This window comes from Nocardia sp. NPDC023852 (assembly GCF_040639505.1).
Taxonomy (GTDB): domain Bacteria; phylum Actinomycetota; class Actinomycetes; order Mycobacteriales; family Mycobacteriaceae; genus Nocardia.
On sequence record NZ_JBFAAB010000002.1, the window covers coordinates 655,784 to 682,375 of the forward strand.

Genomic DNA, 26,592 nt, shown 5'->3' on the forward strand with positions numbered 1-26,592 from the left:
GGGTAGTAGCGGGCCGATCGCCGCCCACGCGATGCTCCGGAGTTCGGCGTGGCTGCGTCCAGTTCGCCGCCGTTCGCCAACGTTTCGGTGGCAAGCCCGCTCACTCGATGGACAGCGAACGCAGCTGGTCTGTATACACCCGAGTACGTGGGTCGCCGGGATAGCGTTCGATCATCTCGCGCGCGGCCTCGCCTGCGATCCATACCAGTGAGGGCAACGAGCGTCGCTTTCCCGCGAAGGCACGCATGCCCTCGTCCAACGCCAGTTCCAGATCGCGGTTGCGGACCGCGACCACGGCCAGGGTCAAGTGCGCTTCGGACACCCGCATCGGGTTGCGCACGGAACCGTCGGCGCGGGTGGCGTTCCGAATCACCTCGCGCGCGTACGATTCGGCGAGCCGATCCTCGCCCGCCACTCGGCAGCAGTCCATCGCATAGAAGTCGAACTTCTGCGCGTCGATCACGAAATGGTTGTCCAGATTCGCCGGATGATCGAGTCGCTCCAGGATCGCCCGGCCGTCGGCCAGTGCGGCTTCCGCCTCCCGTCGTTCGCCGAGCCTGGCCCAAGCTTTGGCCCGCTGGGCGGTGAGCTGGACACCGACCCGCAGACTCCGGCTTACTTCCAGCATCGGGTCAACCGTGTCGATAACGCCCCGGTAGTTGCCTTCGGTGAGCGCGGCCCAGGCTGCCAGTTCCGCGGCCCAGCAGGTGATCTCGGCATGCTCGGCTTCTCGCCCCAGCGAGTACGCGGCACGGCGCGTCGCCTCAGAGGCAGTCCGCCGACCCAGGTCGAAGTCGACACATCCGACAAGTAGCGCGACCCAGCCTGCGAGGACCAGGATTTCGCGGTGCTGGGACAGCGTCAGGCGACCGTCCAGCAACGAAGTGATCCTGCGCAGCCACGCGGTGCCTTCGGCGTGCAGTTCATGGGGGTCGGCACAGGAGTAGTCGCAGCACAGGCGCTCGGCGGTGATCCGAATGGCCTCCAGCGTCACGGAAGACACGTCCGAAATGCGTAGTCTGCCGAGGAACTCCAGGGTGTCCATGCCGGTGGCGGAAAGCAGTTCGTCGTCCCGGTTCGGCCTGGCCTTGGGGAAGAACGCCGCGGTGACCGTGTCGAACGCGGCGGCGATGATCGGGGCGTAGAAATCATCCGGGCGTGACTCCCCGGATTCCCAGCGGCGCCAGTTCCGTAGGAGTGTACTGTCGGTCGGCAGGTTGCTCGATGACTTCGCGCGCATCACGCGGACGGCGTCGGCTTGTGACCACCCCCTCGCGTCGCGCTCGGAACGCATTCGAACAGCCCAGACGGGTCGATCGTCAGCAGCGGCCACGTCTGTAGTATCGCACCAGTTAACGCTCGAGGGTCGCATTAGGGCAGAGCGATGTCACCGGGTTGACATCTACATTCGCACTGTGGCGTTGTGCATGCTGGAGATGGAAGCTGAGAGTTTGCCCTACATCTACTCTTGTATGAAGCGCAATAACCCCGTAAGACGGGTGGATCCACATAAGAGAACAGCGATCCCAATCCAACGGAGGTTCGGGTGGAAGCGTTGATCTATGGATACTTGCGTGACGATCTGGCCGATGGCAACAGCGAAGAGCTCGAGGACGCGATGAGCAGCTTCGCCCGCGAAGAAGGGCTATGTTTCGCCGCAACGTTCCATGAATCGACAGCGGGGGACGGTACGGCGTTCGCCGAGCTGACGGCCGAACTCAAGCGTGCCGACGCACACCACGTGGTGGTTCCCTCACTTGATCACTTTGCCGGCCAGACGATTCCGCGCGACATCTTGATCGCGAAGCTTGCCCACGAGGCGGCGGCCCGGGTCTGGACCATCCAGAGCTGAGCCGAGCGACAGGATCACCCTGCACCGCGGGGAACCCCAGCGCCGTAGACCAGCCACCATCCTCGTCGCGACCACACCGGCCGCGAGGGACGCGAGCAACGCCGCGACCTGGCGCTGCCCGAACAGTGGATACACCTGCCAGTGCAGCAGATAGGCGAACAGCGAGCTATCGGCCAGCACCGCGGCGCCGACGGCGACGAGCGCCGGGACCCGGATCGCGGGCAGCCACACCAGCAGGAGCAGGCCTGCCATGATCAGCCTTTCCCGATCGGGAACGCCGAAATACCCGGGCACGGTAGCCAGCACGACCGCGCCGACCATCAACCGCTGCCACGCCGTCGTCGCCTTCGCCGCTGCCCAGCCGAGCGCGAAGAACCACACGGCCAGGGGCGAGAAGGGCACATCCTTCGCCGGGTACACTCCGAAAGCCTGGTAGCGGAACATGATGGTCACGGTGACCAGCGCCATCGCGAACCAGAACGGGGCACGCCGCTCCAGCCGGTCCACCAACGGGATACGGATCAGCAGCGCGGCCACGATCATGAAGTAGACGAGCACCTCAAGGAACCACAGGTGCCCCGCGGTGGCGCTGTCGCGTGGGCCGAGAATCTTGTTGAGCAGCAGCACGTTCTGCCAGCTGTAATAGTCGTCGGCCACCAGGGTGAGTGCCACCCACGCCGCGGTCGGCACCGCGATCAGCGCAACGGTGCGCAGTGTGTGGCGCAGTCGTTCGGCACGCGGCGTCGCCGTCACCGCGAATCGCGCGAAGTTGAATCCCGCCACGCCGAGCAGCACGTGTGCCGCACCCCACAGCACGAACAGGCCGACGTGCGAGCCGACGATCAGCACGATGCCGATGGCGCGCAGCAGTGTCCCGGTGTCCAGCGAGCGCCCGAACCGCGTGCGGCGCTCGGGGATCCGTTCCAGTTCCGCGACCGTCGTGGTCGGCCAGTCGCCGGGCAGGCGGCCGAGTGCGCGCTCCAGCCGCGCCGCGGCGGTCACGTAGGTGAGTGAGTTGCCACCGAGATCGACGAACGTGCTGTCCTGGCGGATCAGTACGGGATCGATCCCGAGTGCGTCAGCGTACAGGGCGCGGATGTCACGGACCTGCGCGGCGGGCTCGGCCAGCCGCCGGATGGCGGGATAGTCGGGTTTGCCGTTGGCCAGCCGCGGCATCCGTTCGACCGGACAGATTCGGACGGCCGTGGCGGGCAGCCCGGCCAGCCGCGCCGCGGTCTCGGTCGGATCGGACGGCGGAGCCTCGACCGCCACGACCAGATGTTCGTCGTCGTCGGCGCAGCAGGCCGTGAATCCGGCGGCGGCGAGGCCGGATTCGAGGCGTTGCAGGTCGACGCGCAGGCCGAAGATCTTGGCGAACCGGCTGCGCCTGCCCACCACCTGATACAGCCCCTCGGGAGTACGCCGGGCCAGATCGCCGGTGCGCAGTACCTCGACGGTGCGACCCAACGCGAGCTCGCGCGCGGACTGCGCATAACCCATCATCACATTGGGGCCGCGATAGACCAGCTCACACGGCGCGTCTGACCCGTCGCCGGCATCCTCGAGCGGCTCGAGAGTGAATTCGCCGCCGGGAATCGGAATTCCGATGCAATCCGGATGCTCGGCCGCCAGATGCGCGGGCAGATAGGCCATACGCGCGGTCGCCTCGGTCTGGCCGTACATGACCACGAAGTCCCAGCCGGATTGCTTGCCGAGCGCGGCGTACTCGCGCACCCGCTCCGGCGGGAGCCTGCCGCCCGCTTGGGTGATGTAGCGCAGGTCGGGCAGCGTCATGCGGGCGAAACCGATGCGGTCGAGCAGATCGATGGTGTACGGCACCGCGGCGAATGATGTTGCGCGGTAGTCGAGGAACTCGCGCCAGAACTCGTCGTGGAGCACCGACCGCTCGGTGAGCAGCAGACTCGCGCCGCGCAGCAGGTGGCTGTGCACCACCGAGAGGCCGTAGCAGTAGAACATCGGCAATGTGGTCGCGGCGCGGTCGTCCGGGCCGATGGACAGGTACTCGGCGATAGCGGTGGCGTTGGCGCGCAAGTTCGCCGCCGAGAGCCGGACCAGCTTCGGCGAGCCGGTGGAACCCGAGGTGCTCAGCAGCAGCGCGAGATCCGGGTGCAGGCGATGCGCCGAGGTCTCGCGGATCACGTCGGCGTGGCCCGCTTCGACGACGATGTCCGGATCGTAGGTCGCCCGCAACTCTTCGGTGATCTCGGAGGCCAGCAGCACGGCGCAACCGGCGCTGAGCGCACCCAGATACGCGACGAGAGACGCGAGGTCGTTGCGCGCCGCGAGCGCGACGAGGCGCGGGGCCGGTCCGAGCTCGGTCGCGTAGTCCTCGACGAGCGTTGCCAGTCGCGCGTAAGTGACCTGTTGCGGACCCTCCCGCACCGGCTCCGCCGCGATGACGCTCGCTGAGCTCGGTGCAGAGCACTGGACGGCGATCCGGTCGTCGAAGCCGCGGAGATGCGCGACGATCGGGAGAACGGTCACCGGCGGAAGTGTAGGTGGCGGGCGTTTCCCGGCCAGAAGGTGGCCCCCTAGCGAACTTCCGGTGAACCGGCGATGGGTACCCGCGGGAACCGAAGTCGCCGCCGCGACAAGCTCAGAGCCCGAAGCTGCCCGGACCCCGTCTGCGCAGGTACTTCTCGAACTCGGCTGCGATGGCATCGCCGTCGATCTTGGCCATCGCCTCGTTCACGTCGGCCGCGGCATCGCCGCGCTCCTCCAGTGAGCGCACGTACTCGCTGATCTCGTCGTCGCCAACGGTCATCTCGTTGACGGCGGTCTCCCAGTCTTCGGCCTGCTTGGGCAGTTCGCCCAGCGGCACCTCGATGTCGAGTACGTCCTCGACTCGGTGCAGCAGCGCGATCGTTGCCTTCGGGTTCGGCGGCTGCGAGACGTAGTGGGGGACCGCGGCCCAGAACGACACTGCGGGCACGCCCGCCTTCACGCACTGGTCCTGCAGCACACCGGTGATGCCGGTCGGTCCCTCGTAGCGGGTCTGCTCCAGGCTGAACCGCTCGGCCGCCTCCTTGCTGTAGGCGGAGCCGGTCACCGGGACCGGTCTGGTGTGCGGGGTGTCGGCCAGTAGCGCGCCGAGGATGACGACGGTCTGCACTCCGAGCTGTTCGATGAACTCCAGCAGGTCACCGCAGAAGCTGCGCCACCGCATGTTCGGCTCGATGCCGCGCAGCAAGACCACATCGCGGTCGCTACCTGGCGGCGAGCAGACCGACAGCATCGTCGAGGGCCACTGGATTTCCCTGGTCACACCGTCCACCTGGCGCACCGTCGGCCGGTTCACCTGGTAGTCGTAGTAGTCCTCGGAGTCGAGTTCGGCTAGCGGTTCGGCGTCCCAGATCAGTTCCAGATGCTCGACGGCGCCGCTGGCCGCGTCACCGGCGTCGTTCCAGCCCTCGAAGGCGGCGACCAGTACCGGATCCCGCAACGTCGGCAGTTCCGGATCGGGAGTTTCACTGGCGTTCACTCGGTCAGCCTACGGCGTGAGCGGAGGTGGCGTGTCGTATGACGGTCGGATGGGTCCGCGTGTTCCCCGGCCTGTCGCAGATCGGCGGTGTGGCGCAGGACACCGAGCCCCTACGCCGTGGGCTGGATCGGCCGCCCTGCCCACTACGCTGATCATATGTCTGCGCCCATCCCCGCCGAGTTCGACACCACGCTACTCGACACGCTACGCCGCCGTGTTGTCATCGGTGACGGTGCGATGGGCACGATGCTGCAAGCCGCCGATCTGACGCTGGACGATTTCCGCGGGCTGGAGGGTTGTAACGAGATCCTCAACGAGACCCGCCCCGACGTGCTGCGCGGTATCCACCGTGCCTATTTCGAAGCGGGCGCCGACGCGGTCGAGACCAACACCTTCGGCTGCAACCTGCCCAACCTTGCCGACTACGACATCGCCGACCGGATTCGCGACCTCTCCGAGCGCGGCGCGCGGCTGGCCCGTGAGGTCGCCGACGACATGGGCCCGTCCTCGGACGGTACGCCACGGTACGTACTCGGTTCGATGGGGCCGGGTACCAAGCTGCCCACACTGGGCCATGCGCCATACACCGCGCTGCGCGACGCCTACACCGAGGCCGCGCTCGGCATGCTGGACGGCGGCGCCGACGCCATCCTTATCGAGACCTGCCAGGACCTGTTGCAGGTGAAGGCGGCGGTGACCGGCAGCCGCCGGGCGATGTCGAAGCTCGGACGCCGGATCCCGATCATCACACACGTCACTGTGGAGACCACCGGAACCATGCTGGTCGGCAGCGAGATCGGCGCGGCGCTGACCGCGCTGGAGCCGCTCGGCATCGACATGATCGGCCTGAACTGCGCGACCGGCCCGGACGAGATGAGCGAACACCTGCGCCATCTGTCCCGGCACGCGCAGGTGCCGGTCTCGGTGATGCCGAACGCCGGTCTTCCGGTGCTCGGCGCCGACGGCGCGGTGTATCCGCTCACGCCCGAAGAGTTGGCGGTCGCGCTGCGCGGTTTCGTCTCCGAGTTCGGGCTCGCCCTGGTCGGCGGCTGCTGTGGCACCACCCCGGAACACATCCGCCAGGTCACCGCCGCGGTGCGCGAGGTCGAGCCGAGTCTGCCGCCGATCGCCGAGCGCCGCGAGCCGGCGCACGAGCCGAGCGTGTCCAGCGTGTACACCGCGGTGCCCTTCGAGCAGGACGCTTCGATCCTGATGATCGGCGAGCGCACGAATGCCAACGGCTCCAAGGCTTTCCGTGACGCCATGCTGGCCGAGGATTGGCAGAAGTGCCTGGACATCGCCAAAGACCAGACCCGTGACGGCGCGCATATGCTCGACCTGTGCGTCGACTACGTCGGACGCGACGGCACCAAGGACATGGAGGCGCTGGCCAGCAGGCTGGCCACCGCATCGACGCTGCCGATCATGCTCGACTCCACCGAGACCCCGGTGCTGCGGGCCGGCCTGCACCATCTCGGCGGCCGCTGCGCGGTGAACTCGGTGAACTACGAGGACGGCGACGGTCCCGAATCTCGCTTCCAGCAGACGATGCGGCTGGTCGCCGAGCACGGCGCCGCGGTGGTCGCTCTGACCATCGACGAGGAGGGCCAGGCCCGCACCGCGGAGAAGAAGGTGTCGATCGCCGAGCGTCTGATCACCGACATCACCGGCAACTGGGGCCTGCTGGAGAGCGACATCATCATCGATACGCTCACCTTCACCCTCGGCACCGGCCAGGAGGAGTCCCGCCGCGACGGCATCGAGACCATCGAGGCCATCCGCGAACTGAAGCGCCGCCACCCGGACGTGCAGACCACGCTGGGCTTGTCGAACATCTCCTTCGGCCTCAATCCGGCGGCACGTCAGGTGCTCAACTCGGTATTCATGCACGAATGTGTGGAGGCCGGTTTGGATTCCGCGATCGTGCACGCCTCGAAGATCCTGCCGATGAGCCGGATCCCCGACGAACAGCGGGAAGTCGCACTGGATCTGGTGTACGACCGTCGCGGCGAGGACTACGACCCGTTGCAGAAGCTGATGGCGTTGTTCGAGGGTGTATCGACCGCGTCGTCGAAGGCTTCACGTGCCGAGGAGCTGGCCGCGCTACCGCTGTTCGACCGGCTGGAGCGGCGGATCGTCGACGGCGAGCGCAACGGCATGGAGGCCGATCTGGACGCGGCCATGACCGAGGTGCCGCCGCTGCGGATCATCAACGAGACCTTGCTGTCCGGGATGAAGACAGTCGGTGAGCTGTTCGGATCCGGCCAGATGCAGCTGCCGTTCGTGTTGCAGTCCGCCGAGGTGATGAAGGCCGCCGTGGCGTACCTGGAGCCGCACATGGAGGCCACCGACGACAGTGGCAAGGGTCGCATCGTGCTGGCCACCGTGAAAGGCGACGTGCACGACATCGGTAAGAATCTGGTCGACATCATCCTGTCGAACAACGGCTACGAGGTGGTCAACCTCGGTATCAAGCAGCCGATCGCGACCATCCTCGACGCAGCGGTGGACAAGAAGGCCGACGTCATCGGCATGTCCGGTCTGCTGGTGAAATCGACCGTCGTGATGAAGGAGAATCTGGCAGAGCTCAATGCCAAGGGTGTGGCCGAGCAGTTCCCCGTGCTCCTGGGCGGGGCGGCGCTCACCCGCTCGTATGTGGAGAACGACCTCACCGAGGTGTACGAGGGCGACGTGCACTACGCGCGAGACGCGTTCGAGGGTCTGCGGCTGATGGACGACATCATGACTCGCAAGCGCGGCGGCGGCCCCGACCCGGACAGCCCGGAGGCCATCGCCGAGCGGGAGCGGACCGCGGAGCGCAAGGCGCGCCACGAGCGGTCCAAGCGGATCGCGGCAGAGCGCAAGGCGGCCGAGGTGCCCGTCATGGTGCCCGAGCGCTCCGACGTCGCGGTGGACGTGCCGGTGCCGGTGCCGCCGTTCTGGGGCACTCGCGTGGTGAAAGGACTTGCACTGCAAGAGTATTCGGGCTTGCTCGACGAGCGGGCACTGTTCCTCGGGCAGTGGGGGCTGCGCGGACAGCGCGGCGGCGACGGCCCAGGCTACGAGGAGCTGGTGGAGTCCGAGGGCAGGCCGCGGCTGCGTGCCTGGCTGGACCGGCTGAGCACCGAGGGCGTGCTGCAGCACGCCGCAGTGGTGTACGGGTATTTCCCGGCGGTGTCCGAGGGTGACGAGGTCGTCGTGCTCACCGAGCCGGACCCCGCTGCTCCGGAGCGCTATCGGTTCACGTTTCCGCGCCAGCAGCGCGACCGGTTCCTGTGCATCGCCGACTTCATCCGGTCGCGGACCTACGCACAGGAAAGCGGTCAGGTGGACGTGCTGCCGTTCCAACTGGTCACCATGGGCCAGCCGATTGCCGACTTCGCCAACGAGCTGTTCGCGGGCGACAGCTACCGAGACTATCTCGAAGTGCACGGCATCGGCGTCCAGCTCACCGAGGCGCTGGCGGAGTACTGGCACCGCCGCATTCGGGAAGAGTTGGTTCTCGACGGCAGCGCGGTCGCCGACTCCGATCCGGCGGACGTGCTGGAGTACTTCAAGCTCGGCTACCGGGGCGCCCGGTACTCCTTCGGTTATGGGGCATGCCCCGATCTGGAGGACCGCGCCAAGCTGGTCGATCTGCTCGAGGCCGACCGCATCGGCGTCGTGCTGTCCGAAGAGCTTCAGCTGCATCCGGAACAGTCCACCGACGCGTTCGTCCTGCTGCACCCGGAGGCAAAGTACTTCAACGCCTGAGCCGGGCTGCGGTACCGCCCGGGCGGGCCCTCGGCCGAGGGCCATCCGCTCGGCTCGGGCTGTTGTGACGGTGTTCACCGTGCGGCGTAGCGGAATTCGGTCGCTGCAAGGTCCTCGGCTACCTGGACATATAGCCTGATTTGCGGAAATCCGGCGCCGCGGAGGGTGGGACACGGCGCGCGGGCGCGCGGCATTGACCTGGGGGATCGCCGGAACCCGCGCCGGAAGGTGGATGTCTGTCGGGTCGGTGTGCCATTGTCGAAGCGTTGCAACTGCATCCGGAGCAGTCGGCGGATGCGTTCGTGTCGCTGCTTTGGGGGTGCAAAGCACCTTGGCGCGTGGGATGTTCGGAGATTTTCCGGGCGTGCGCGCTGAATGCTGGACGGCTGGGCGCGTAAGTAGGAGAGGCACACCACCATGACTGCGGATCGATTGATCGCGGGACGATACCGGCTCACGGATCCGATCGGCACCGGTGCCATGGGAGTCGTCTGGCGAGCCACCGACGTCCGGCTGCGGCGCACTGTCGCGGTCAAGCAGTTGCTGCTCGGTCCTGGTCTGTCGCGTTCGGCGGCGCTGGAGGCGAAGTTGCGCGCCATGCGCGAAGGCAGAATCGCGGCGCGGCTGCACCATCCGAACGCCATCACTGTTTTCGACGTGGCGGAGGAAGACGGCCAGCCCTGGTTGGTCATGGAGTACATGGACGCGCCCAGCCTGGCGGCCAAGCTGTCCGGAAAGCGCACGCTGGCCCCCACCGAGGTTGCGAAGATCGGCGCTCAGGCCGCGTCCGCGCTGGCCGCCGCGCACGCCGCGGGCATCATGCACCGGGACGTGAAGCCGGCCAACCTGCTGGTCGGTGACGACGGCACGGTGAAGATCACCGATTTCGGCATCTCCCGCGCCGTCGGTGATGTGACGGTCACCGCCACCGGATTTCTCGCGGGGACTCCCGCCTATCTGGCGCCGGAGGTGGCGCGCGGGGAGGATCCGGAACCGGCCTCCGACGTCTTCGCCCTCGGCTCGACGCTGTATACGGCTGTGCAGGGCAGTCCGCCGTTCGGTGAGGGCGACAACCCGCTCGCGGTGCTGCACGCGGTGGCCAGGGCGCGGGTCGAGGAGCCCGAGCGAGCGGGCGTGCTCGGACCCGTGCTGATGCGTCTGCTGGCCCCGACCATCGATGCCCGCCCCACCATGCGCGAGGCGAAGGAAGCGTTGGAAGCCGTTGCGGCGGGCCGGGAGCCGGGACTGGCGCCGCCGGTGCTGACCAAGGTGATGCCCGCGCCCGGCGCGACGGCGATTCTTCCGCAGTCGGGTGCCGCCGGGTCGACCGGTAGGCCGAGCGATACCGCCACCGCGGTCGTGCCCGCAGCCCTCGCGGGTCCGAATGCACCCCACCCGGTTTCCGCCCAGCCGCCCATCCCGCCGCAGGGCGGCGCGACGCTGCCCGGCGGTACGAGCGGACCCGAGCGTGGCCGGATAGCAGCGCTGGCCGCCGCCGCGGTGATCGTTGTGCTGATCGCGGCAGGCATCATCGCGACGATGACCGCCGGAAACGGTGAGGAGGGTGGCACCGCGGCGGCATCGTCGATCGTGCCCTCGACCTCGTACGCCGAGAGCTCGCCGCCCCCGGCGAACGCGGTCGGGCCCGCCCCACAGGAGACCGCGGCGCCAACTACCGCGGCCCCGACCACCACTCCCGGCCCTGGTTCCGCATCAGCCACGCCGAGTAGATCGGGTCAGCCCACGACGCCGAGTCGAACGTCGACCGCCATCACCACCACCCCGTCCGGCCCCGCGTCGCCCGACCGGATCGTCACTTTCATCCAGGGCTACTACGGCATGCTGCCCGGCAACGTGTCCGGCGCCTGGTCCCAGCTATCTCCCGGGTACCAGGCGCAGACCGGCTACGACTCCTATGTGAGCTTCTGGGGCACGATTCGCTCGGTAAGCGTGGGCGCAGTCACACCGAACGGCGTGAACCGGGCGGTTGTCGCGCTGACCTATACCCTGAAGAACGGCACGACCACCTCGGAGAATCGATGGATCGAGATCGTCGGGGACAATAGCCGACTACAGATCGCCGGATCGGGCACCTAGGCGGCCTCGCCTTCGCTCGGCCCGGCGCGAGGCTGCGGACGAACTTCGTCCGGCTGCGCGAGTTACGCGGCAGTCTCGCCTTCGCTGGGCTTGGCGCGGGGCAGCGGACAGACTTTCGTCCGGCCGCCTCATCAGCAGACGAGACAGAGGAGACGCACCGAACGTGACAGCGCGACTGGCCGGAGTGCTCTGGGATATGGACGGCACGTTGCTCGATTCGGAGAAACTCTGGGACATCGCGGTACGCGAACTTGCGCGCGAGCACGGACATGAGATGACCGATGCGGTCCGGCACGCACTGATCGGCGCTTCAGGGCCGAACGCGCTGCTGATCATGTTCGCCGGTCTCGGCATCGAGCCGACGCTCGACGCACTGCGGTCGGCGGGGGAGTTCCTGGATCGGCGGGTGACCGAGCTGATGACGGGACCGATCCCGTGGCGGCCCGGTGCGAAAGACGCATTGGCCATGGTGCGCGCGGCCGGTCTGCGCAGCGCGCTGGTCACCAACACCAAGCGGTCGCTGACGGAGTTCGGGCTCGACACTCTCGGGCGCGACTTCTTCGACGTCTCGGTCTGCGGCGATGAGGTGGCGCACGGCAAACCCGAGCCGGATGTCTACCTGCGCGCCGCCGAATTACTCGGCCTGGACCCGCGAGACTGTGTGGCCGTGGAGGATTCGCCGACCGGCGCCTGCGCCGCCGAGGCCGCCGGCTGCGCGGTGCTGGTCGTCCCGTGCGAGATTCCGGTACCGGACGCGCCCGGGCGTGTCTTCCGCGATTCGCTGGTCGGGCTGAGCTCCGACGAACTCGAGCGCGCGCTGCTGGTACCCGGCGGCTGAGCCGGCGGATACGACACTCCCGACCTCGGTCTGCCGAGAGTTACTGTGCCGCAACCAGAGTGATCGCAGCTGATAGGTGTGACGGTGATCACCGGCAATCTCGCCGAATCTCGGGCGTGTCGGCAGACGCTACACGAAAATGACGCCATGGCAGCGTGGGGTGCACTCGACGAGATCGTAGATACCGCACGGTATTCTCTCGCGGATCGGGAAGGGGCCGGCCTGCGCGGGGTGGTGCGCCGCGCCCGCGCGGAACTGGACGACGGTGGCTGCACCGTACTGCCTGGTTTCATTCGGCCGGAGCTGATCGACACGCTGCGCGCGCAGGGGGAGCGGATGGCACCGCACGCGTACTACCAGGTCGAGCGAGTCAACGCCTACAACATTCCGCTGGACGCCGAACTGCCACAGGATCATCCGGGCCGGATCGTTCTGGAGCGGGGCAACGCATTCGTGCCGCGCGACCGCATTCCGGCCGATGCGCTGATCCACCGGCTCTACATTGCGGAGCCGTTCCAGCGATTCATCGCGGACTGCTTCGGTCTGTCCGAACTGCACGAGTTCGGCGATCCCCTCGCAGGACTGTGCCTCAACGTCGTCGCGCCGGGAATGTCGCATCCCTGGCATTTCGATACCAACGAATTCACCGTCTCCATGGTGACCCAGCCTGCGGAGACCGGTGGAATTTTCGAGTACTGCCCCAACATACGCACACCGGAGGCGGAGAATTTCGACGATGTGCGTGCCGTTTTGACCGGTTCCGGCGAGCGTTTCGTCCAGCGGCTCCAGTTGCGCCCCGGCGATCTGCAGCTGTTTCGCGGCCGTTTCTCGCTGCACCGTGTCTCACCTGTCGACGGAGCGCGCCAGCGCCATTCGGCCATCTTTGCCTATACCAATCGTCCCGGGATGGTCGGCACGGTGGAACGTACTCGGCAGCTGTTCGGCCGCGTGCTGCCCGACCATAGAGCCGCCGCCGACGTGGTCCGGGGCGACCGACTGCTCGACTGAGCCGAGCCGTTCGACTGACCGAGCTCGACCCGAAAGGACCGACAGTGCCAGTTCCATTACATACAACCGGGAAAGCGTCTTTCGACGATATCTACGTCCACCCCGATCCGTGCGCGTACTACACTCGCATGTCCGATCTGGACTACCGCATTCCGGAACTGGCAAAACCATTCTTCCAGCAACAGATTCGGGAATACCGCGCCTCCGCCCGGGTTACCGCCCCGACCGTCCTGGACATCGGCTGCTCCTACGGCGTCAACGCCGCGCTGCTGCGCTTCGACACCACGGTGCCCGGGCTGGCCGACTACTACAACCACACCGACTCCGACCGGGCCGGCCTCATCCGGCGCGACCGAGCCCGGGTAAACGCGGGCACCGGCCGCACCGACGTCCGTTTCCTCGGCATGGACGTTGCCCGTCCCGCCCTGAACTACGCGCACGAGGCGGGCCTGCTGGACGATGTGGTGCACGCCGACCTGGAGTCCGGTGAGCCGACCGAGGAGCAGCGCGCGTTGCTGGCCACCGCCGACCTGGTCGTCTCCACCGGCTGCGTCGGCTATGTCACCGAGAAGACCCTCGCGCGCGTCGCCACCGCGCATCCGCGGAGGCGACCCTGGATGGCACACTTCGTGTTGCGCATGTTCGACTTCGCCCCGATCGCCGCGGAACTCGCCGCACTCGGTTACCGAACCGAACAGGCGCCCGGGCTGTATCAGCAGCGCAGGTTCGCCTCCGAGGCCGAGCAGGCTCAGGTGCTCAACACCCTGTCCGTCAACGGGATCGACATCACCGGCTGGGAGGACAGAGGTTGGCTCTACGCCAATCTGTATCTCTCCAGGCCGTTGCCGAAACATCACGCCGACATCGAGGATACGCATTGACCGAACGCACCTTCGCCGCCGACGACCATCTACCCCGGGTGCCCCTGCCGACGCTGGAGGACAGCTGCGGCCGGCTTCTGCAGTGGTGCGCGCCGTTGCTGACCGCCGACGAACTCGCCACCACCAGAGCCGCGGTCGACGACCTGCTGCGCGCCGACGGACCGGGCCGCACGCTACAGGCGGCACTCGCGGAGTACGACGCGACGCCTGGTGTAGGCAGCTGGCTGGATCTTTTCTGGCCGTCGCGGTATCTGGGCAGGCGTGATCGAATCGCGCTGAACGCGAACTTCTTCTTCCTGTTCCGCGACGACACCCCGCTGGCCACGTCCACCGCGGCGACACAGGTGGACCGCGCATCCGGGATCATCTCCGCCGCCGTCGACTACAAGCTGGCCCTCGATCAGGAGGCCATCCCACCGGTGTCCCAGCGCGGACAGAAGCTGTCGATGTGGCAGAACAAGTACCTGTTCTCCGAGACCCGGATCCCCGGTGTGGAACAGGACACCGTGCGCGTGCCCTACAGTGCCGAGTGGCCGGGCCACTCCGAGGCCAGGCACATCGTGGTGTTCTTCCGCGGCAGCATGTTCCGGATGGACGTGATCGGTCCGGACGGTGCGCCGTACTCGCCGGAGGATCTCGCCGACGGGCTGCGCGCCGTGCTGAAGGCGGGCGCGCGGCCGACCCGCACCGACACCGCCGTGGGGCACCTGACCACGAAGGCCCGCGCCGAATGGGCGGCCAGCAGGCAGGCGCTCTCGACCGAACCGGCGAACGTCGCGGCGTTGGACGCCGTCGAGACCGCGCTGTTCGCGATCTGTCTAGAGGATTTCACCCCGCGCGACGAGCTGCACGCCTGCGATCAGCTGTTGCACGGCGACAGCGCGAACCGGTGGTTCGACAAGTCGGTGTCTTTCATCGTCTTCGGCGACGGGCAGGCGGGCATCAACGTCGAACACTGCGGGCTGGACGGCACCACCATCCTGTCCTTCGTCGACACCCTGCTGGAAACTCCGGTACCAGAGCACGCCGTCCGGTCCGGAGCGCAGGCGCAGGGCCTGCCCACGGTCGAGCCGATCGAGTTCGTGCTCGATGCGTCGCAGCGCGCAGACATCGCCGCGGCGGGTGCCGCCTTCGCCCGCTACGCCGCGGAGAACGCCACGCAGACGGTGACGTTCCCAGGCTTCGGGACCTCCCGCGCCAAGCAGCTCGGCATCTCCCCGGACGCGTTCGCGCAGCTGAGCTACCAGCTCGCCCACCGGCGCAGCAAGGGACTCACCGGCGCCACCTACGAGTCCATCGCGACCAGGCAGTACCGCAATGGCCGCACCGAGGCGATGCGGGTGGTCACCCCCGAGATGGTCGCCTTCGTGGACACGATGCAAGACCCGGAGACCGGCCACGAGTCGAAGCGCGCGGCCGCGCGTGCGGCGGCAAGCGCGCACGTGGCGCGGGCCAAGCAGTGTCAGGCGGGCGACGCGCCGGAACAACACCTGTGGGAACTGCAGTGGATCCAGCGCCGCCGTGGTGCGGAACTGGGCGTCACCGACCCGATCCCGCTCTACGACAGCCCAGGTTGGACCATCCTGCGCGACGACTACCTGAGCACCAGCTCGGCGCCGTCGGTCAACATCCGCTACTTCGGGTTCGGCTCCACCAGCTCTCGGTGCATCGGGGTCGCCTACGTCTTGCTCCCGGACCGCTGGAACCTCTACTTGGCGACGCCGACGCCGGTCGCCGACCAGATGTACGCGTTCGCCGACCACCTCCGCACGGCGGTCGCCGACCTGGAAGCGCTGCTGGCCGGAAGCTGACGGCACAACGCCCGGCTTTCCGCACTCCGAATGCCAGCGGGGAAAGCCGGGCTGAGCCGTAGCCTCCAGTGTGGGCCGGAGCAACAGGCCCGCATACGGGTCTGAGACAATGGCCCATCGTGAAGAACTTCGAAACCCTGTTCGCCGAGCTGCAGGATCGTGCGGTCAACCGCCCCGCGGGGTCCGGAACCGTTGCCGCGTTGGACGCCGGCGTGCATAGCCAGGGTAAGAAGGTGCTCGAGGAGGCCGGTGAGGTGTGGCTGGCCGCCGAACACGAGAGCGACGAGTCGCTCGCCGAGGAGATCTCCCAGCTGCTGTACTGGGTGCAGGTGCTGATGGTGGGTCGCGGGCTGAAGCTCGAAGACGTGTACCGACATCTGTGACGGCCGTCTCGATTCCGGTTTCTCCTCCCGAAAGGACTCCCATGCTGCGTGTCGCTGTCCCCAACAAAGGCGCTCTGTCCGAATCCGCCGTCTCGATCCTCGCGGAGGCGGGGTACCGCAAGCGCACCGACTCGCGTGACCTGACTGTCCTGGACCCGGCCAACCAGGTCGAGTTCTTCTTCCTGCGGCCCAAGGACATCGCCATCTACGTCGGCTCCGGCGAACTCGACCTCGGCATCACCGGACGCGATCTCGCTCTGGATTCCGGCGCACCCGTGCAGGAACGGCTCGCACTCGGCTTCGGGCGCTCCACCTTCCGTTACGCTGCGCCCGCCGGACCGGAGTGGAAGGTGGAGGACCTCTACGACAAGCGCATCGCGACCTCCTATCCGAACCTGGTGCTGAGCGATCTTCGGCGACGAGGCATCGAGGCCGAGGTGATCCGCCTGGACGGCGCGGTGGAGATCTCCATCCAGCTGGGCGTCGCCGACGCCATCGCCGATGTCGTGGGCTCCGGGCGCACCCTGCGTCAGCACAACCTGGTCGCGTTCGGCGAATCGCTGTGCGACTCGGAGGGCGTACTCATCGAGCGCAAGGATGCCGACCAGCGCGACCGGGCCCGCAACCAGCTCGTCGCCCGCGTCCAGGGCGTCGTCTTCGCCCAGCAGTATCTGATGCTGGACTATGACTGCCCCAAGGACCTCCTCGACCGAGCATTCGCGATCACCCCAGGGCTGGAGTCGCCGACCGTGGCGCCGCTGGCCGACACCGGCTGGGTCGCGGTGCGCGCCCTCGTGCCACGCAAACAGGGCAACGAGCTGATGGACCAGCTGGCCGATCTAGGCGCGAAAGCCATCCTGGCCACCGACATCCGCTCCTGCCGCGCATTCTGACCGTCCGACTCGCCTGGCCGGGTGATTGGTTCACGCTGAACGCGATCCGTGTGCCCGCTGATCCGGTGTAGTTACCGTGCGGCCTCTCGATGAGGAAATGCCAGGAGCGCACCTATGTCACAGCCACCGCCCGGGTGCGGAGGCTCCGCTTCGGGATGTTCGAGGAGGATGTTCTGCCGCTGCCGATTTCGCGCATTCGATCGAGATTTCCGGTTCATCGGGAACACTGTCGGTCGTGTCGGACGAGATGAACGACGAGAAGGCCGCAACGCGATCGAAGGTGCGTGGCCGCATCGGGGTGGACGGCGCCGCGCCGCGATGGCCGCGGATGCGGAACCTCTTGATCATCGCGGGCGATGGGGTCGGTGTCGCGGTTCTCATCGCGGCGCTCGCCCTCATCGCATCGCATGGCTCCGCATTGGATTTCATGGTTGCCGCGACCGGCCGCTAGCCACTCACTCGGACACCGCGTCCGCCAGGGTCTCCGCCGGCGACTCGTCCGTGCCGCCGGTCGGCCAGCCCGGGTAGGGCGGGGGTGTGCCGCCGAATTCCGGGCACAGTGGTTTGTAGTCGCAGTAGGAGCACAGCCAGCTCGGGTTCGGCGGGAATTCGCCGGTGCGGCCAGCATCCAGGATGGCCGTCCACAGCGCCGACAGCGTGCGCTCGAAGCGCAGCAATTCCTCCTCATCGGGGGCGTAGGTGAGGATCTGCTCGTCGGCCAGGTAGATCAGCCGCAGCTGGGCGGGCACGATTCCGCGGGTGCGCAGCAGGACCAGCGCGTAGAACTTCAGCTGGAACAGTGCCCTGGTCTCCTGCGTGGGCCCGGGCGCGCGGCCGGTCTTGTAGTCCACCACCCGCAGCGCGCCGGTCGGGGCAATATCTATTCGGTCGACGAACCCACGTAGCAGCGCACCGTCGGCGAGCTCGACCTCCACCCGAGCCTCCCGCGATTCCGGGTCGAAGCCGGTCGGATCCTCCAGCCGGTAGTAACGCTGGATCAGCGCGCGTACCTCGCCGAGGAAGGCATCGAGCGGCTCGCCGGCGAGCAGCTCGGCCACCTCAGGTCGCTCGGCGCGCACCCGCGCCCAAGCCGTCGGCACCAGTGTGTCGGCACGCTCGGGCAGGCGCTCGACCGCAGGCAACCCGTACAGGTCCTCCAGCACCGCGTGTACCACCGTGCCGCGCACGGCGTGCCGCGACGGCGGCTCCGGAATCCGGTCGATCGCCCGGAACCGATATTTCAACGGGCACTGCTTGAAATCCATTGCCCGCGAAGGAGACAGCGCGGGCCGCGCGCGGCCGACCCTCGCACCGGCAGCGGATGCGTGCGCGTCATCGGCAGGGGGCGTGGATACGGGCGAGGACATACCTGGCAGGCTATCCGGCGGCACCGACACGCCGGTGCGCGGCAGCACGATTCGAACCAGCGGAACGGAGATTCATGACGGCCAGACGGACCGGGCCATTCACCATCGGTGACCGGGTGCAGCTGACCGATGCCAAAGGGCGTCTGTACACGGTGGTCTTGGAGCCGGGCAAGGAGTTCCACACCCATCGCGGCGGCATCAAGCACGACAGCCTGATCGGCGCCGACGAGGGAAGTGTGGTGCAGTCGACCAACGGCACACCGTACCTCGCGCTACGTCCACTGCTGGTCGACTATGTACTGTCCATGCCGCGCGGCGCGGCGGTGATCTACCCGAAGGACGCCGCGCAGATCGCGCACGAGGGCGACATGTTCCCCGGTGCGCGGGTGCTCGAGGCGGGCGCGGGGTCCGGCGCGCTCACCTGCTCGCTGCTGCGCGCGGTCGGGCCGCAGGGGCAGGTGGTGTCCTACGAAATCCGCGCCGACCACGCCGAGCACGCCGTCCGGAATGTGGAGACGTTCTTCGGTGAACGCCCGGCCAACTGGTCGCTGACCATCGGCGACGTCGCCGACTACAGCGCAGAGCCGGTGGACCGTGCGGTGCTGGACATGCTCGCGCCTTGGGATGCGTTGCCCGCCGTCTCGAAGGCGCTCGTCCCCGGCGGTGTCCTGATCGTCTACGTGGCGACCGTCACGCAACTGTCCAAGGTGGTGGAGGCGCTGCGCGAGCAGGAGTGCTGGACCGAACCGCGCTCGTGGGAGTCGCTGGTCCGACCATGGCATGTGGTCGGCCTCGCCGTGCGCCCGGAACATCGCATGCAGGGCCACACCGCCTTCCTGGTCAGCGCCCGCAGGCTCGCCGAGGGCACGGTCACCCCCAAGCCGCAGCGCAGGCCGTCGAAGGGCTGAGCGGGGCAGCGACGGCTCGTTCGGCCGACACTCGCCTCCGATCGGATACGGCTCAGGCCGGGACGCAGGGCGCCTGCGCGAAGCCGAGCATCAGGCAGCCGCTCGCGTCCGACAGCTTCCAGGTGCCGCCGATGTTCTCCCAGGTCATCGGCACAGCGGGTGCGGCGCCGTGCGGGGAGTTGATGGTCACCTTCGCGTTCGCGGCGTTGCCCTGAGTGGTGATGTCGGCGATCGTGAAGGTCAGCGTGTAGCCGTGCAGCCCCGCGTTCATCTGGTCGATGTTGGCGGCGCGCTTCTCGCCGTCGACGATCAGCTTCGTCTTGTCGGCGGTGGGGACGTTCGGGTCGGCCAGCTTCACCAGGATCGCCTGCAGCGTCTCGGCCGTCGGCGCGGCCGCCGCTTGGTCGCCGTGGTTGTGGGTACTCGCCGTGGCGGCGCCGGTGGTAGTCGCGGTGGCGGAGTCGTCGTCGGAGCCACAGGCCGCCAGGCCGACGGTAAGGGTCAGTGCCGCCGCGGCGGTGACCACAGAAACGCGCAGAGTTCTGGCGGGAAGGAGCATCGTCAGCAACCTTTCGGCTCGGTCGGCGAGCGCGCTCGCCTGGTATGGGTTAGGGCAGGCTAACATGGTTGTCCGGCCGTTGATCGCCGCCCAGATGTGATCACCACGAAATCATGTCGGAAAGCGAGAATGGGCCGCGACCGGTAGCGTTGATAGACCGGGACTGGGAGGAGCAGCACATGAGCCCCATCGAGAATTCGGATTCGGCGGCCTGGAGAGAGCTCGAGGCAGTACGCGCCGAGGCGGCTGCACTCCGAAGGCAACTCGCCGATTCGCCGGATCGCACACGGGAATTGGAAGCCCGCATCGATTCGCTGACCATTCGCAACACGAAGCTGATGGACACTCTCAAGGAGGCGCGCCAGCAGCTGGTCGCGCTGCGCGAGGAGGTCGATCGGCTGGGTCAGCCACCGAGCGGATACGGCGTTCTGATCGGTGTGTACGAAGATCAGACGGTCGATGTGTTCACTTCGGGGCGCAAGATGCGGTTGACGTGTTCACCGAACATCGAGACCTCGACGCTCGAGTACGGTCAGACCGTCCGCCTCAACGAGGCGCTCACGGTCGTCGAGGCCGGGGTCTACGACGCGGTCGGCGAGATCGGTACCCTCCGGGAAATCCTCGACGACGGTCGTCGCGCCCTGGTCGTCGGCCATGCCGACGAGGAGCGTGTGGTGTGGCTGTCGGGCCCGCTGGCCAAGGTCGCCGAGGTCGATGACCTGGACGACCCCGATTCTCCCATCCGCAAGCTGCGGCCGGGCGATTCGCTCCTGGTGGACACCAAGGCCGGCTTCGCGTTCGAGCGCATCCCCAAAGCCGAGGTCGAGGACCTCGTGCTGGAGGAGGTGCCCGACGTCGGCTACGCGGATATCGGTGGTCTCGGTCGGCAGATCGAGCAGATCCGCGACGCGGTGGAGCTTCCGTTCCTGCACAAGGACCTTTTCCGCGAATACGCGCTGCGTCCGCCGAAGGGCGTGCTGCTCTATGGTCCTCCCGGCTGCGGTAAGACGCTCATCGCCAAGGCGGTGGCCAATTCACTGGCCAAGAAGATCGCCGAGGCGCGCGGTGAGGATGCCAAGGAAGCCAAGTCGTACTTCCTCAACATCAAGGGTCCCGAGCTGTTGAACAAGTTCGTGGGCGAGACCGAGCGTCACATCCGGATCATCTTCCAGCGGGCCCGTGAGAAGGCGTCCGAGGGCACTCCGGTGATCGTGTTCTTCGACGAGATGGACTCGATCTTCCGCACCCGCGGCTCGGGCGTCTCGTCGGACGTGGAGACCACGGTGGTGCCCCAGCTGCTGTCGGAGATCGACGGCGTCGAGGGCTTGGAGAATGTGATCGTGATCGGTGCCTCCAATCGCGAGGACATGATCGACCCTGCCATTCTGCGGCCAGGCCGCCTCGATGTGAAGATCAAGATCGAGCGTCCGGACGCGGAATCGGCCCAGGACATCTTCTCGAAGTACCTCACCGAGCACCTTCCACTGCACGAGGACGACTTGGCCGAGTTCGGCGGCGACAAGGGGCTGTGCATCCGCGCGATGATCGAACGGGTCGTCGATCGGATGTATGCCGAGAGCGAGGACAACCGCTTCCTGGAGGTCACCTACGCCAACGGTGACAAGGAGGTTCTGTACTTCAAGGACTTCAACTCCGGCGCCATGATCCAGAACATCGTGGACCGCTCCAAGAAGTACGCCATCAAGGCGGTGCTCGACACCGGCAACCCGGGTCTGCGCATCCAGCATCTCTACGATTCGATCGTGGACGAGTTCTCCGAGAACGAGGACCTGCCCAACACCACGAATCCGGACGACTGGGCACGCATCTCCGGTAAGAAGGGCGAGCGGATCGTCTACATCCGCACGCTGGTCACGGGCAAGAACGCCAGTGCCAGCCGCGCCATCGATACCGAGTCGAATACGGGTCAGTACCTGTAGCGGAGGGCGAACGGACCGACTACGGCTGCGTCTGATTCACCCGTAAGGTTCCACCGATCGAAGGGCCGCGTCTCCACTGGAGACGCGGCCCTTCGGCATTCGGCGGACGTGCGGTTTGCCGTCCGCGCGGCTTGATCAGAGGGGCCCGGGCGCGGCTGGGTAAGCAGGTCGCGGAGGTAAACGTTGTAGCACTGCGACGAAGCCGACTCGATCGCGTCGGCGGCCTGGTTACCCGGTTTCCGGGCTGGGTTCGGAATCGGGTCGGCGGTGCGTACTTCGAGCCGGATGTTCCGCCGGCTGCATCCAGCGTCGCCGCTCGACGGTGGATTGCACCAGCACGAGCTCCGCCGACTGGTCTAACCCAACGTGCTAAAATTTGGCCATGGGGCCAGAAAAGCATACGACCGGCCAACGGAGGTCGTTCATCGAGGAGGCGCGCAGGCGGCAAATCATCGCCTCGGCGGTGGAGGTGATCTCCGAGGTCGGGTACGGCAACGCGTCGTTGGCGCGGATCGCCGAGCGCGCGGGCATCTCGAAGGGCGTGATCTCCTACCACTTCGAGGGCAAGGACGAATTGATGACGCAGCTGGTGATCCAGCTGTACGTCTCGGCGGCGGAGTACATCGCGCCGAGGGTCGCCGCGGCGGTCGGCCCGCGCGATCACCTGCTGGCCTACATCGAGTCGAACCTGGCTTTCATCGACGCGAATACGAAGTACGTGGCGGCGCTCATCGACGTCGTAACGAATCTTCGTGACGCGGAAGGCCATCCGAGGTTCGCCTCCGCCGACGGCGAGCGCGACATCATCGTTCCCCTCGTCGACATCATGACCGAGGGGCAGCGCATCGGGGAGTTCCGGGAGTTCGATCCGTTGCTGATGGCGAAGTCGATTCGCGACGCCATCGATGGTGCGGCCGCACGGGCGGTCCGGGAACCGAATTTCATGATGGACGCGTACTCGGCGCACATCGGCAGGTTGTTCGATCTTGCGACACGAAAGGCGGGGAACAATGACTGAGGTGCTGGACACCGAGTCTCGGGAAACCGATACCCGGAAATCCTTGCCGCCCTTCGCCCTCGTCGGTGTGGGCGCGGTGGCGGCGCTCGCGGCGCTCGCGCTGCTGGTCTCGATCGGCCGGTACGGATTCTTCGGTGACGAGCTGTATTTCGTCTCCGCCGGGCGCAGGCTTGCGGTCAGTTACGCCGACCAGGGGCCGCTGGTGCCGGCGATCGCCCGTCTGATGGATCTGCTCGCCCCAGGTTCCCTGGTGGCGCAACGGATTCCGGCAGTGCTCATCACCGTGGCCGCCGTGGTGATCACCGCGCAGATCGCCAGGGAGTTCGGCGGAACCAGGGCAGCGCAGGTACTGGCCGCGGCGGCGTACGCAACCTCACCGTTCCTGCTGATACAGGGCGATCAGCTGGCCACCAACTCGATCGACACGGCGCTGTGGGTAGCGGTGAGCTGGCTGGTGATCCGCTGGGTCCGGACGCGCCACGACGGCCTACTGCTGGGAGCCGCGGTGGTCACCGCATTGGACATGCAAGTCAAATGGCTGATTCCGTTCTTCTGGATCGCGCTCGCGCTCGGTGTGGCGTTGTACGGGCCGCGGGAACTGCTGCGCCGACCGGCCCTGTGGTCGGGTGCTGCGCTCGTCGTCGTGACCGCGGTGCCCAGTCTGGTATGGCAGGCCACGCACGGGTGGCCGCAGCTGGGCCTCGGGAGTGTGGTCGCCGAGGAACAGGACACGATCGGCGGCCGCTATACCTGGCTGCCCCTTGCACTCGCCTCGGCCGGGCTGCTCGGCGGGCTGTTGCTGATCTACGGGGTGTGGACACTGTGGCGAGCCGACTCCTGGCGGCCCTATCGGTTTCTCGGCCTGCTGCCGCTGGTGCTGGTCGTGGTCTTCATCGCGACCAACGGACGCCCGTACTACGCGGCGGGCTGCTACGGCGCGCTGATCGCGGTGGGTGCGGTGCGCTGGACGAACGGCTGGGGCCGCTCACGCACGATCGTCACCGTCCCGCTGGTCGCGATGTCGGCCGCACTGCTGGTGTACTCGCTGCCGTTGCGCGCGGAGACAGATATCGAGCCGGTCGACACCCAGGCCGAGGCGGGGTTGGAAATCGCGGTCTACGGACGTTTCGGTTGGTCGGAACTCGCGACACAGACGGCGGCCGCCTATCAGGCGTTGCCGGAGTCGGAACGGGCGTCGGCCGTGGTGATCGCCGATTCCTATTGGCAAGCAGCCGCGTTGGATGTGTACCGCGCCGAATACGGTTTGCCCGCCGTCTACAGCCCAAACCGTGGCTTCGGCTACTTCGGCTCTCCGCCGGACACGGCGAGCACGGTCCTGTGGGTCGGTGGCGCCGAGCAAGACGTGCGCGAGTTCTGCGCCGAGGTGACGCCGGTCGGGCGCGTCGACGCCCGGCTCGGGTTTCCCGGCGTCACCCGCCACGTCACCCTCTGGCGCTGTGCCCAACCGCGCGCGTCGTGGTCTCGCGTGTGGCCGGACATGCTGCGCCTGAACTGACCGGGCGCCGCCTCACCACCAGCCGAGGATCGGTGAAAGCTGCCTGCCCAGTTCCGGTGCCAGCGACCGCGAATAGCTGGCGGTGAGGTGATGCTCGTCGTGGTAGATCAGGATGTTGCCCTCGGTGACTGCGCACACGTCCCGCTCGCACACCGCGTCGCTCAGGTCCACAGGAAACACGTTGGCGAACGAGGCGGCGAACTCCAGCGCCGGATTGACCTCGTCCAGCGCGGCGGTGCGCGGCATGCCGCAGCTGATCCGGTCGCCGTTCTGGGCGAGACAGTCGATCGCCCGATAGCGGACGCCGTCGCGGCGCAGCCACGGGGTGTCGCGAATGGCCAACACGTTGAGCCCCCGCTCGGCCAGGTGCGACCACACGTCCAGATAGTCGGCGGGCGTCTCGTCGCCGAGCTTGTCGCGGGGGCGGGTCGCGGTGGTGAACACCCACTCCGGGCGGTCGTGGCCGAGGCGGTCGATCACCTCGGTGGACCAGTCTCGGCAGTCCGGAATGGCCTCGCCCTTGTACTTCGGCTCCGCTGCCACAGTCAGTGGGCAGCCCATCTTCAGATAGACGTCGACGCGGAAGTTGTGCTCACGCGCCAGCAGGTCGAGGGCAGGAACCCAGTGTTCGGCATGCGAGCTGCCGACCACCGCCACGGTGCGCTGCGCGTCGGTGTTCCCGTAGGCGCAGGTGATGACGTCGCGGGTGTCCCAGTCCGCGATACAGCCGTCCTGTGACGGATACGCGTGATCGGCGGGCGCCTCGTACACGGTCGGACGCAGCCGCGCCCGGGGCGTGGTTGCGCCGCCGACCAGGGCCTCCGCGCCCGGATAGTGCACAGGGTCGAGGAAGGCCACCGGCTGCGGCGGGTTCGCCCGAGTCACCACCTGCTCGCCCACCGATATCGCGAGCACGGCGATCCCGAGCACCGCGACCACCTGGCCGGTGCGGCGGCGGGCGGGGGTCTGCTGGGCCGACCACGTGGGCCGCCGGATTCGCAGCGGCTCCTCGATGAACCTGTTGGTCAGGTAGGCCAGCACCAGGGACCCCGCGAGCACGCCCAGCCCGCGGACGAATCCGGCCGTGGCCGACCTGGTCTCCGCGAGGACGAAGATGAGGATCGGCCAGTGCCACAGGTACAGCGCGTAGGCCAATTCTCCCAGGCGCACCGCGCCGGTTGTGCCGAGCAGCCGGTTGGGCAGCGGGTGCGCGGCGCTGGGAACATTGGCCCCCGCCACGATCAGCGCCAGGGCAGCGCCCACCGGCACCAGTGCCGCGGGCCCGGGGAACTCCTCCGCGCCATCGATCAGCCAGCCGCACGTCACCACGGCGGTGGCGCCCAGCACGGCCAGCGTCACCCGCAGGAGACGCGGCGCGGCCAGCCACGGCACCACGACCGCGAGCAGTGCACCGGCCAGCAGCTCCCAGGCGCGCGCGAAGCTGTCGTAGTAGTTCCAGCCCTGATGCACGGAGGTGCCGTACGCGGCGTAGCGGAACGAGGCCGCCGCGCTCGCCGCGAGGATGATCGCGAGGCCCGGCCGCAGCGCGGCTGGGCCCGCGAGGCGCCTGCACAGTCGCACCGCGAGCGCCACGCCGAGCAAGATCACCAGGTAGAACTGCCCCTGCACCGCCATCGACCAGAGATGTTGCAGCGGGCTTACCGAAGGGTCGGCGGCCAGGTAGGCCGACCAGGACAGCGCCAGATACCAGTTCTGGTAGTACAACAGTGACGCCAGCGTCTGCGCTGCGATCTCGTGCCACTGCGTGAAGGGACGCAGCGGTATCGTCGCCGCGAACACCGCGGTCAGCACCGTCACCAGTGCTGGAAGCAGCCTGCGGGCGAGCCTGCGCACGATGTGACCGATACGAATTGCGCCGCTGGACTCCGCGCCGCGCAGCAGCGAGCCGGTGAAGAAGAAGCCAGTGAGGACCAGGAAGACCTCCACCCCGCCCGAGACGCGGCCGAACCAGATATGGAACGCCACGACCAGTGCGATCGCCACACCGCGCAGCCCATCCAGATCGTGTCGGTAACTGCCCGCCGCGCCGCGCCGCGGCGCCGCGGCAGCATCCGTGCCCGACCGCCGCAACCGGCTCACCACTCGGGCGACCGTCACCGGACTCGCATGGCGTCGCTGAATCGACAGTCGAAGGTGACGGCGTAGCGACGGGCTGAGGTACGGGACACGTCATTCTCTTACCACGGGCGACTAACGACGGTCCAAACCCGCGCGGCCGGAGTGTCGTGCGGAATTACCGAAGTGA

Annotated in this window: 20 protein-coding genes; 14 read left to right on the plus strand and 6 right to left on the minus strand. The window is 67.6% G+C overall.

Translation table 11 applies throughout. The features are described 5' to 3' along the window. Positions 1-100: 100 nt before the first annotated feature. Positions 101-1,294: an XRE family transcriptional regulator gene (locus AB0H00_RS06755; RefSeq protein WP_357261882.1), complete on the minus strand. Its 1,194-nt coding sequence runs from the start codon at positions 1,292-1,294 to the stop codon at positions 101-103. Between the two features lie 252 nt (positions 1,295-1,546). Between AB0H00_RS06755 and AB0H00_RS06760 the strand changes: the two genes are divergently transcribed. Next, entirely contained in the window at positions 1,547-1,852 is a 306-nt protein-coding gene (locus AB0H00_RS06760) for a hypothetical protein (protein ID WP_357261885.1), read from the plus strand. On the opposite strand, the gene AB0H00_RS06765 is transcribed toward AB0H00_RS06760, so the two are convergent. Both AB0H00_RS06765 and AB0H00_RS06770 read right to left on the minus strand, forming a co-directional pair. Then, positions 1,754-4,357 (minus strand): AMP-binding protein, encoded by a 2,604-nt coding sequence (locus tag AB0H00_RS06765; RefSeq protein ID WP_357261888.1) that lies wholly within the window; start codon positions 4,355-4,357, stop codon positions 1,754-1,756. The genes AB0H00_RS06760 and AB0H00_RS06765 overlap by 99 nt on opposite strands. A gap of 112 nt (positions 4,358-4,469) precedes the next feature. Continuing rightward, on the minus strand, positions 4,470-5,354 hold the full coding sequence (locus AB0H00_RS06770) for a PAC2 family protein (protein WP_357261891.1): 885 nt from the start codon (positions 5,352-5,354) through the stop codon (positions 4,470-4,472). A 156-nt stretch (positions 5,355-5,510) separates the two neighbouring features. Here AB0H00_RS06770 and metH point away from each other — a divergent pair, with 156 nt between their 5' ends. From metH to AB0H00_RS06815, 9 genes are all read left to right on the plus strand, one after another. Beyond that, positions 5,511-9,107: a methionine synthase gene (gene metH / locus AB0H00_RS06775; RefSeq protein WP_357261894.1), complete on the plus strand. Its 3,597-nt coding sequence runs from the start codon at positions 5,511-5,513 to the stop codon at positions 9,105-9,107. A 417-nt stretch (positions 9,108-9,524) separates the two neighbouring features. After that, positions 9,525-11,204: a protein kinase gene (locus AB0H00_RS06780; protein ID WP_357261897.1), complete on the plus strand. Its 1,680-nt coding sequence runs from the start codon at positions 9,525-9,527 to the stop codon at positions 11,202-11,204. 163 nt (positions 11,205-11,367) lie between these two features. After that, positions 11,368-12,042, plus strand: a complete 675-nt coding sequence (locus AB0H00_RS06785; RefSeq protein WP_357261900.1) for an HAD family phosphatase — start codon at positions 11,368-11,370, stop codon at positions 12,040-12,042. 147 nt (positions 12,043-12,189) lie between these two features. Beyond that, positions 12,190-13,050 carry an arpA protein gene (locus tag AB0H00_RS06790; protein ID WP_357261903.1) on the plus strand — a complete coding sequence of 287 codons (861 nt, stop codon included), beginning with the start codon at positions 12,190-12,192 and terminating at the stop codon, positions 13,048-13,050. 128 nt (positions 13,051-13,178) lie between these two features. Next, the gene (locus AB0H00_RS06795) at positions 13,179-13,931 is read left to right on the plus strand and encodes a class I SAM-dependent methyltransferase (RefSeq protein ID WP_357261906.1); all 753 of its coding nucleotides are present in this window, start codon (positions 13,179-13,181) and stop codon (positions 13,929-13,931) included. Beyond that, entirely contained in the window at positions 13,928-15,742 is a 1,815-nt protein-coding gene (locus tag AB0H00_RS06800) for a choline/carnitine O-acyltransferase (RefSeq protein WP_357261909.1), read from the plus strand. Before AB0H00_RS06795 ends, AB0H00_RS06800 begins: the two co-directional genes overlap by 4 nt. Positions 15,743-15,843: 101 nt before the next feature. Then, positions 15,844-16,125: a phosphoribosyl-ATP diphosphatase gene (locus tag AB0H00_RS06805; protein ID WP_357262440.1), complete on the plus strand. Its 282-nt coding sequence runs from the start codon at positions 15,844-15,846 to the stop codon at positions 16,123-16,125. A 41-nt stretch (positions 16,126-16,166) separates the two neighbouring features. Further along, a complete protein-coding gene (gene hisG / locus AB0H00_RS06810) occupies positions 16,167-17,018 on the plus strand; it encodes an ATP phosphoribosyltransferase (protein WP_357261912.1) in 852 nt (283 codons plus the stop codon). A 235-nt stretch (positions 17,019-17,253) separates the two neighbouring features. Further along, entirely contained in the window at positions 17,254-17,469 is a 216-nt protein-coding gene (locus AB0H00_RS06815) for a hypothetical protein (RefSeq protein ID WP_357261915.1), read from the plus strand. Between the two features lie 4 nt (positions 17,470-17,473). On the opposite strand, the gene AB0H00_RS06820 is transcribed toward AB0H00_RS06815, so the two are convergent. After that, positions 17,474-18,385, minus strand: coding sequence for a RecB family exonuclease (locus tag AB0H00_RS06820; RefSeq protein ID WP_357261918.1), 912 nt, complete (start codon positions 18,383-18,385; stop codon positions 17,474-17,476). 74 nt (positions 18,386-18,459) lie between these two features. On the opposite strand from AB0H00_RS06820, the gene AB0H00_RS06825 reads away from it, so the two are divergent. Further along, complete coding sequence (locus tag AB0H00_RS06825) at positions 18,460-19,293, plus strand: tRNA (adenine-N1)-methyltransferase (protein ID WP_357261921.1); 834 nt, start codon at positions 18,460-18,462, stop codon at positions 19,291-19,293. A gap of 52 nt (positions 19,294-19,345) precedes the next feature. Here the strand turns inward: AB0H00_RS06825 and AB0H00_RS06830 are convergent, their stop codons facing one another. Then, positions 19,346-19,852 carry a hypothetical protein gene (locus AB0H00_RS06830; RefSeq protein ID WP_357261924.1) on the minus strand — a complete coding sequence of 169 codons (507 nt, stop codon included), beginning with the start codon at positions 19,850-19,852 and terminating at the stop codon, positions 19,346-19,348. 179 nt (positions 19,853-20,031) lie between these two features. Here AB0H00_RS06830 and arc point away from each other — a divergent pair, with 179 nt between their 5' ends. From arc to AB0H00_RS06845, 3 genes are all read left to right on the plus strand, one after another. Then, positions 20,032-21,792 (plus strand): proteasome ATPase, encoded by a 1,761-nt coding sequence (gene arc / locus AB0H00_RS06835; protein ID WP_357261927.1) that lies wholly within the window; start codon positions 20,032-20,034, stop codon positions 21,790-21,792. Positions 21,793-22,174: 382 nt separating this feature from the next. Further along, a complete protein-coding gene (locus tag AB0H00_RS06840; RefSeq protein ID WP_357261930.1) occupies positions 22,175-22,810 on the plus strand; it encodes a TetR/AcrR family transcriptional regulator in 636 nt (211 codons plus the stop codon). Continuing rightward, positions 22,803-24,326 carry a glycosyltransferase family 39 protein gene (locus AB0H00_RS06845; protein WP_357261932.1) on the plus strand — a complete coding sequence of 508 codons (1,524 nt, stop codon included), beginning with the start codon at positions 22,803-22,805 and terminating at the stop codon, positions 24,324-24,326. The genes AB0H00_RS06840 and AB0H00_RS06845 overlap by 8 nt, the downstream gene beginning before the upstream one ends. Before the next feature lie 12 nt (positions 24,327-24,338). Here AB0H00_RS06845 and AB0H00_RS06850 read toward each other — a convergent pair whose 3' ends face one another. Continuing rightward, the gene (locus AB0H00_RS06850; protein WP_357261935.1) at positions 24,339-26,444 is read right to left on the minus strand and encodes an acyltransferase family protein; all 2,106 of its coding nucleotides are present in this window, start codon (positions 26,442-26,444) and stop codon (positions 24,339-24,341) included. Between the last annotated feature and the right edge of the window lie 148 nt (positions 26,445-26,592).

Bases quoted from the DNA above. Each gene is read 5' to 3' on its own strand.
- AB0H00_RS06825 (WP_357261921.1), top strand. From the start codon at position 18,460: ATGACGGCCAGACGGACCGGGCCATTCACCATCGGTGACCGGGTGCAG.
- AB0H00_RS06845 (WP_357261932.1), top strand. From the start codon at position 22,803: ATGACTGAGGTGCTGGACACCGAGTCTCGGGAAACCGATACCCGGAAA.
- AB0H00_RS06790 (WP_357261903.1), top strand. From the start codon at position 12,190: ATGGCAGCGTGGGGTGCACTCGACGAGATCGTAGATACCGCACGGTAT.
- AB0H00_RS06830 (WP_357261924.1), bottom strand. From the start codon at position 19,852: ATGCTCCTTCCCGCCAGAACTCTGCGCGTTTCTGTGGTCACCGCCGCG.
- AB0H00_RS06755 (WP_357261882.1), bottom strand. From the start codon at position 1,294: ATGCGTTCCGAGCGCGACGCGAGGGGGTGGTCACAAGCCGACGCCGTC.
- metH (WP_357261894.1), top strand. From the start codon at position 5,511: ATGTCTGCGCCCATCCCCGCCGAGTTCGACACCACGCTACTCGACACG.
- arc (WP_357261927.1), top strand. From the start codon at position 20,032: ATGAGCCCCATCGAGAATTCGGATTCGGCGGCCTGGAGAGAGCTCGAG.
- AB0H00_RS06780 (WP_357261897.1), top strand. From the start codon at position 9,525: ATGACTGCGGATCGATTGATCGCGGGACGATACCGGCTCACGGATCCG.
- AB0H00_RS06840 (WP_357261930.1), top strand. From the start codon at position 22,175: ATGGGGCCAGAAAAGCATACGACCGGCCAACGGAGGTCGTTCATCGAG.
- hisG (WP_357261912.1), top strand. From the start codon at position 16,167: ATGCTGCGTGTCGCTGTCCCCAACAAAGGCGCTCTGTCCGAATCCGCC.
- AB0H00_RS06795 (WP_357261906.1), top strand. From the start codon at position 13,179: ATGTCCGATCTGGACTACCGCATTCCGGAACTGGCAAAACCATTCTTC.
- AB0H00_RS06820 (WP_357261918.1), bottom strand. From the start codon at position 18,385: ATGTCCTCGCCCGTATCCACGCCCCCTGCCGATGACGCGCACGCATCC.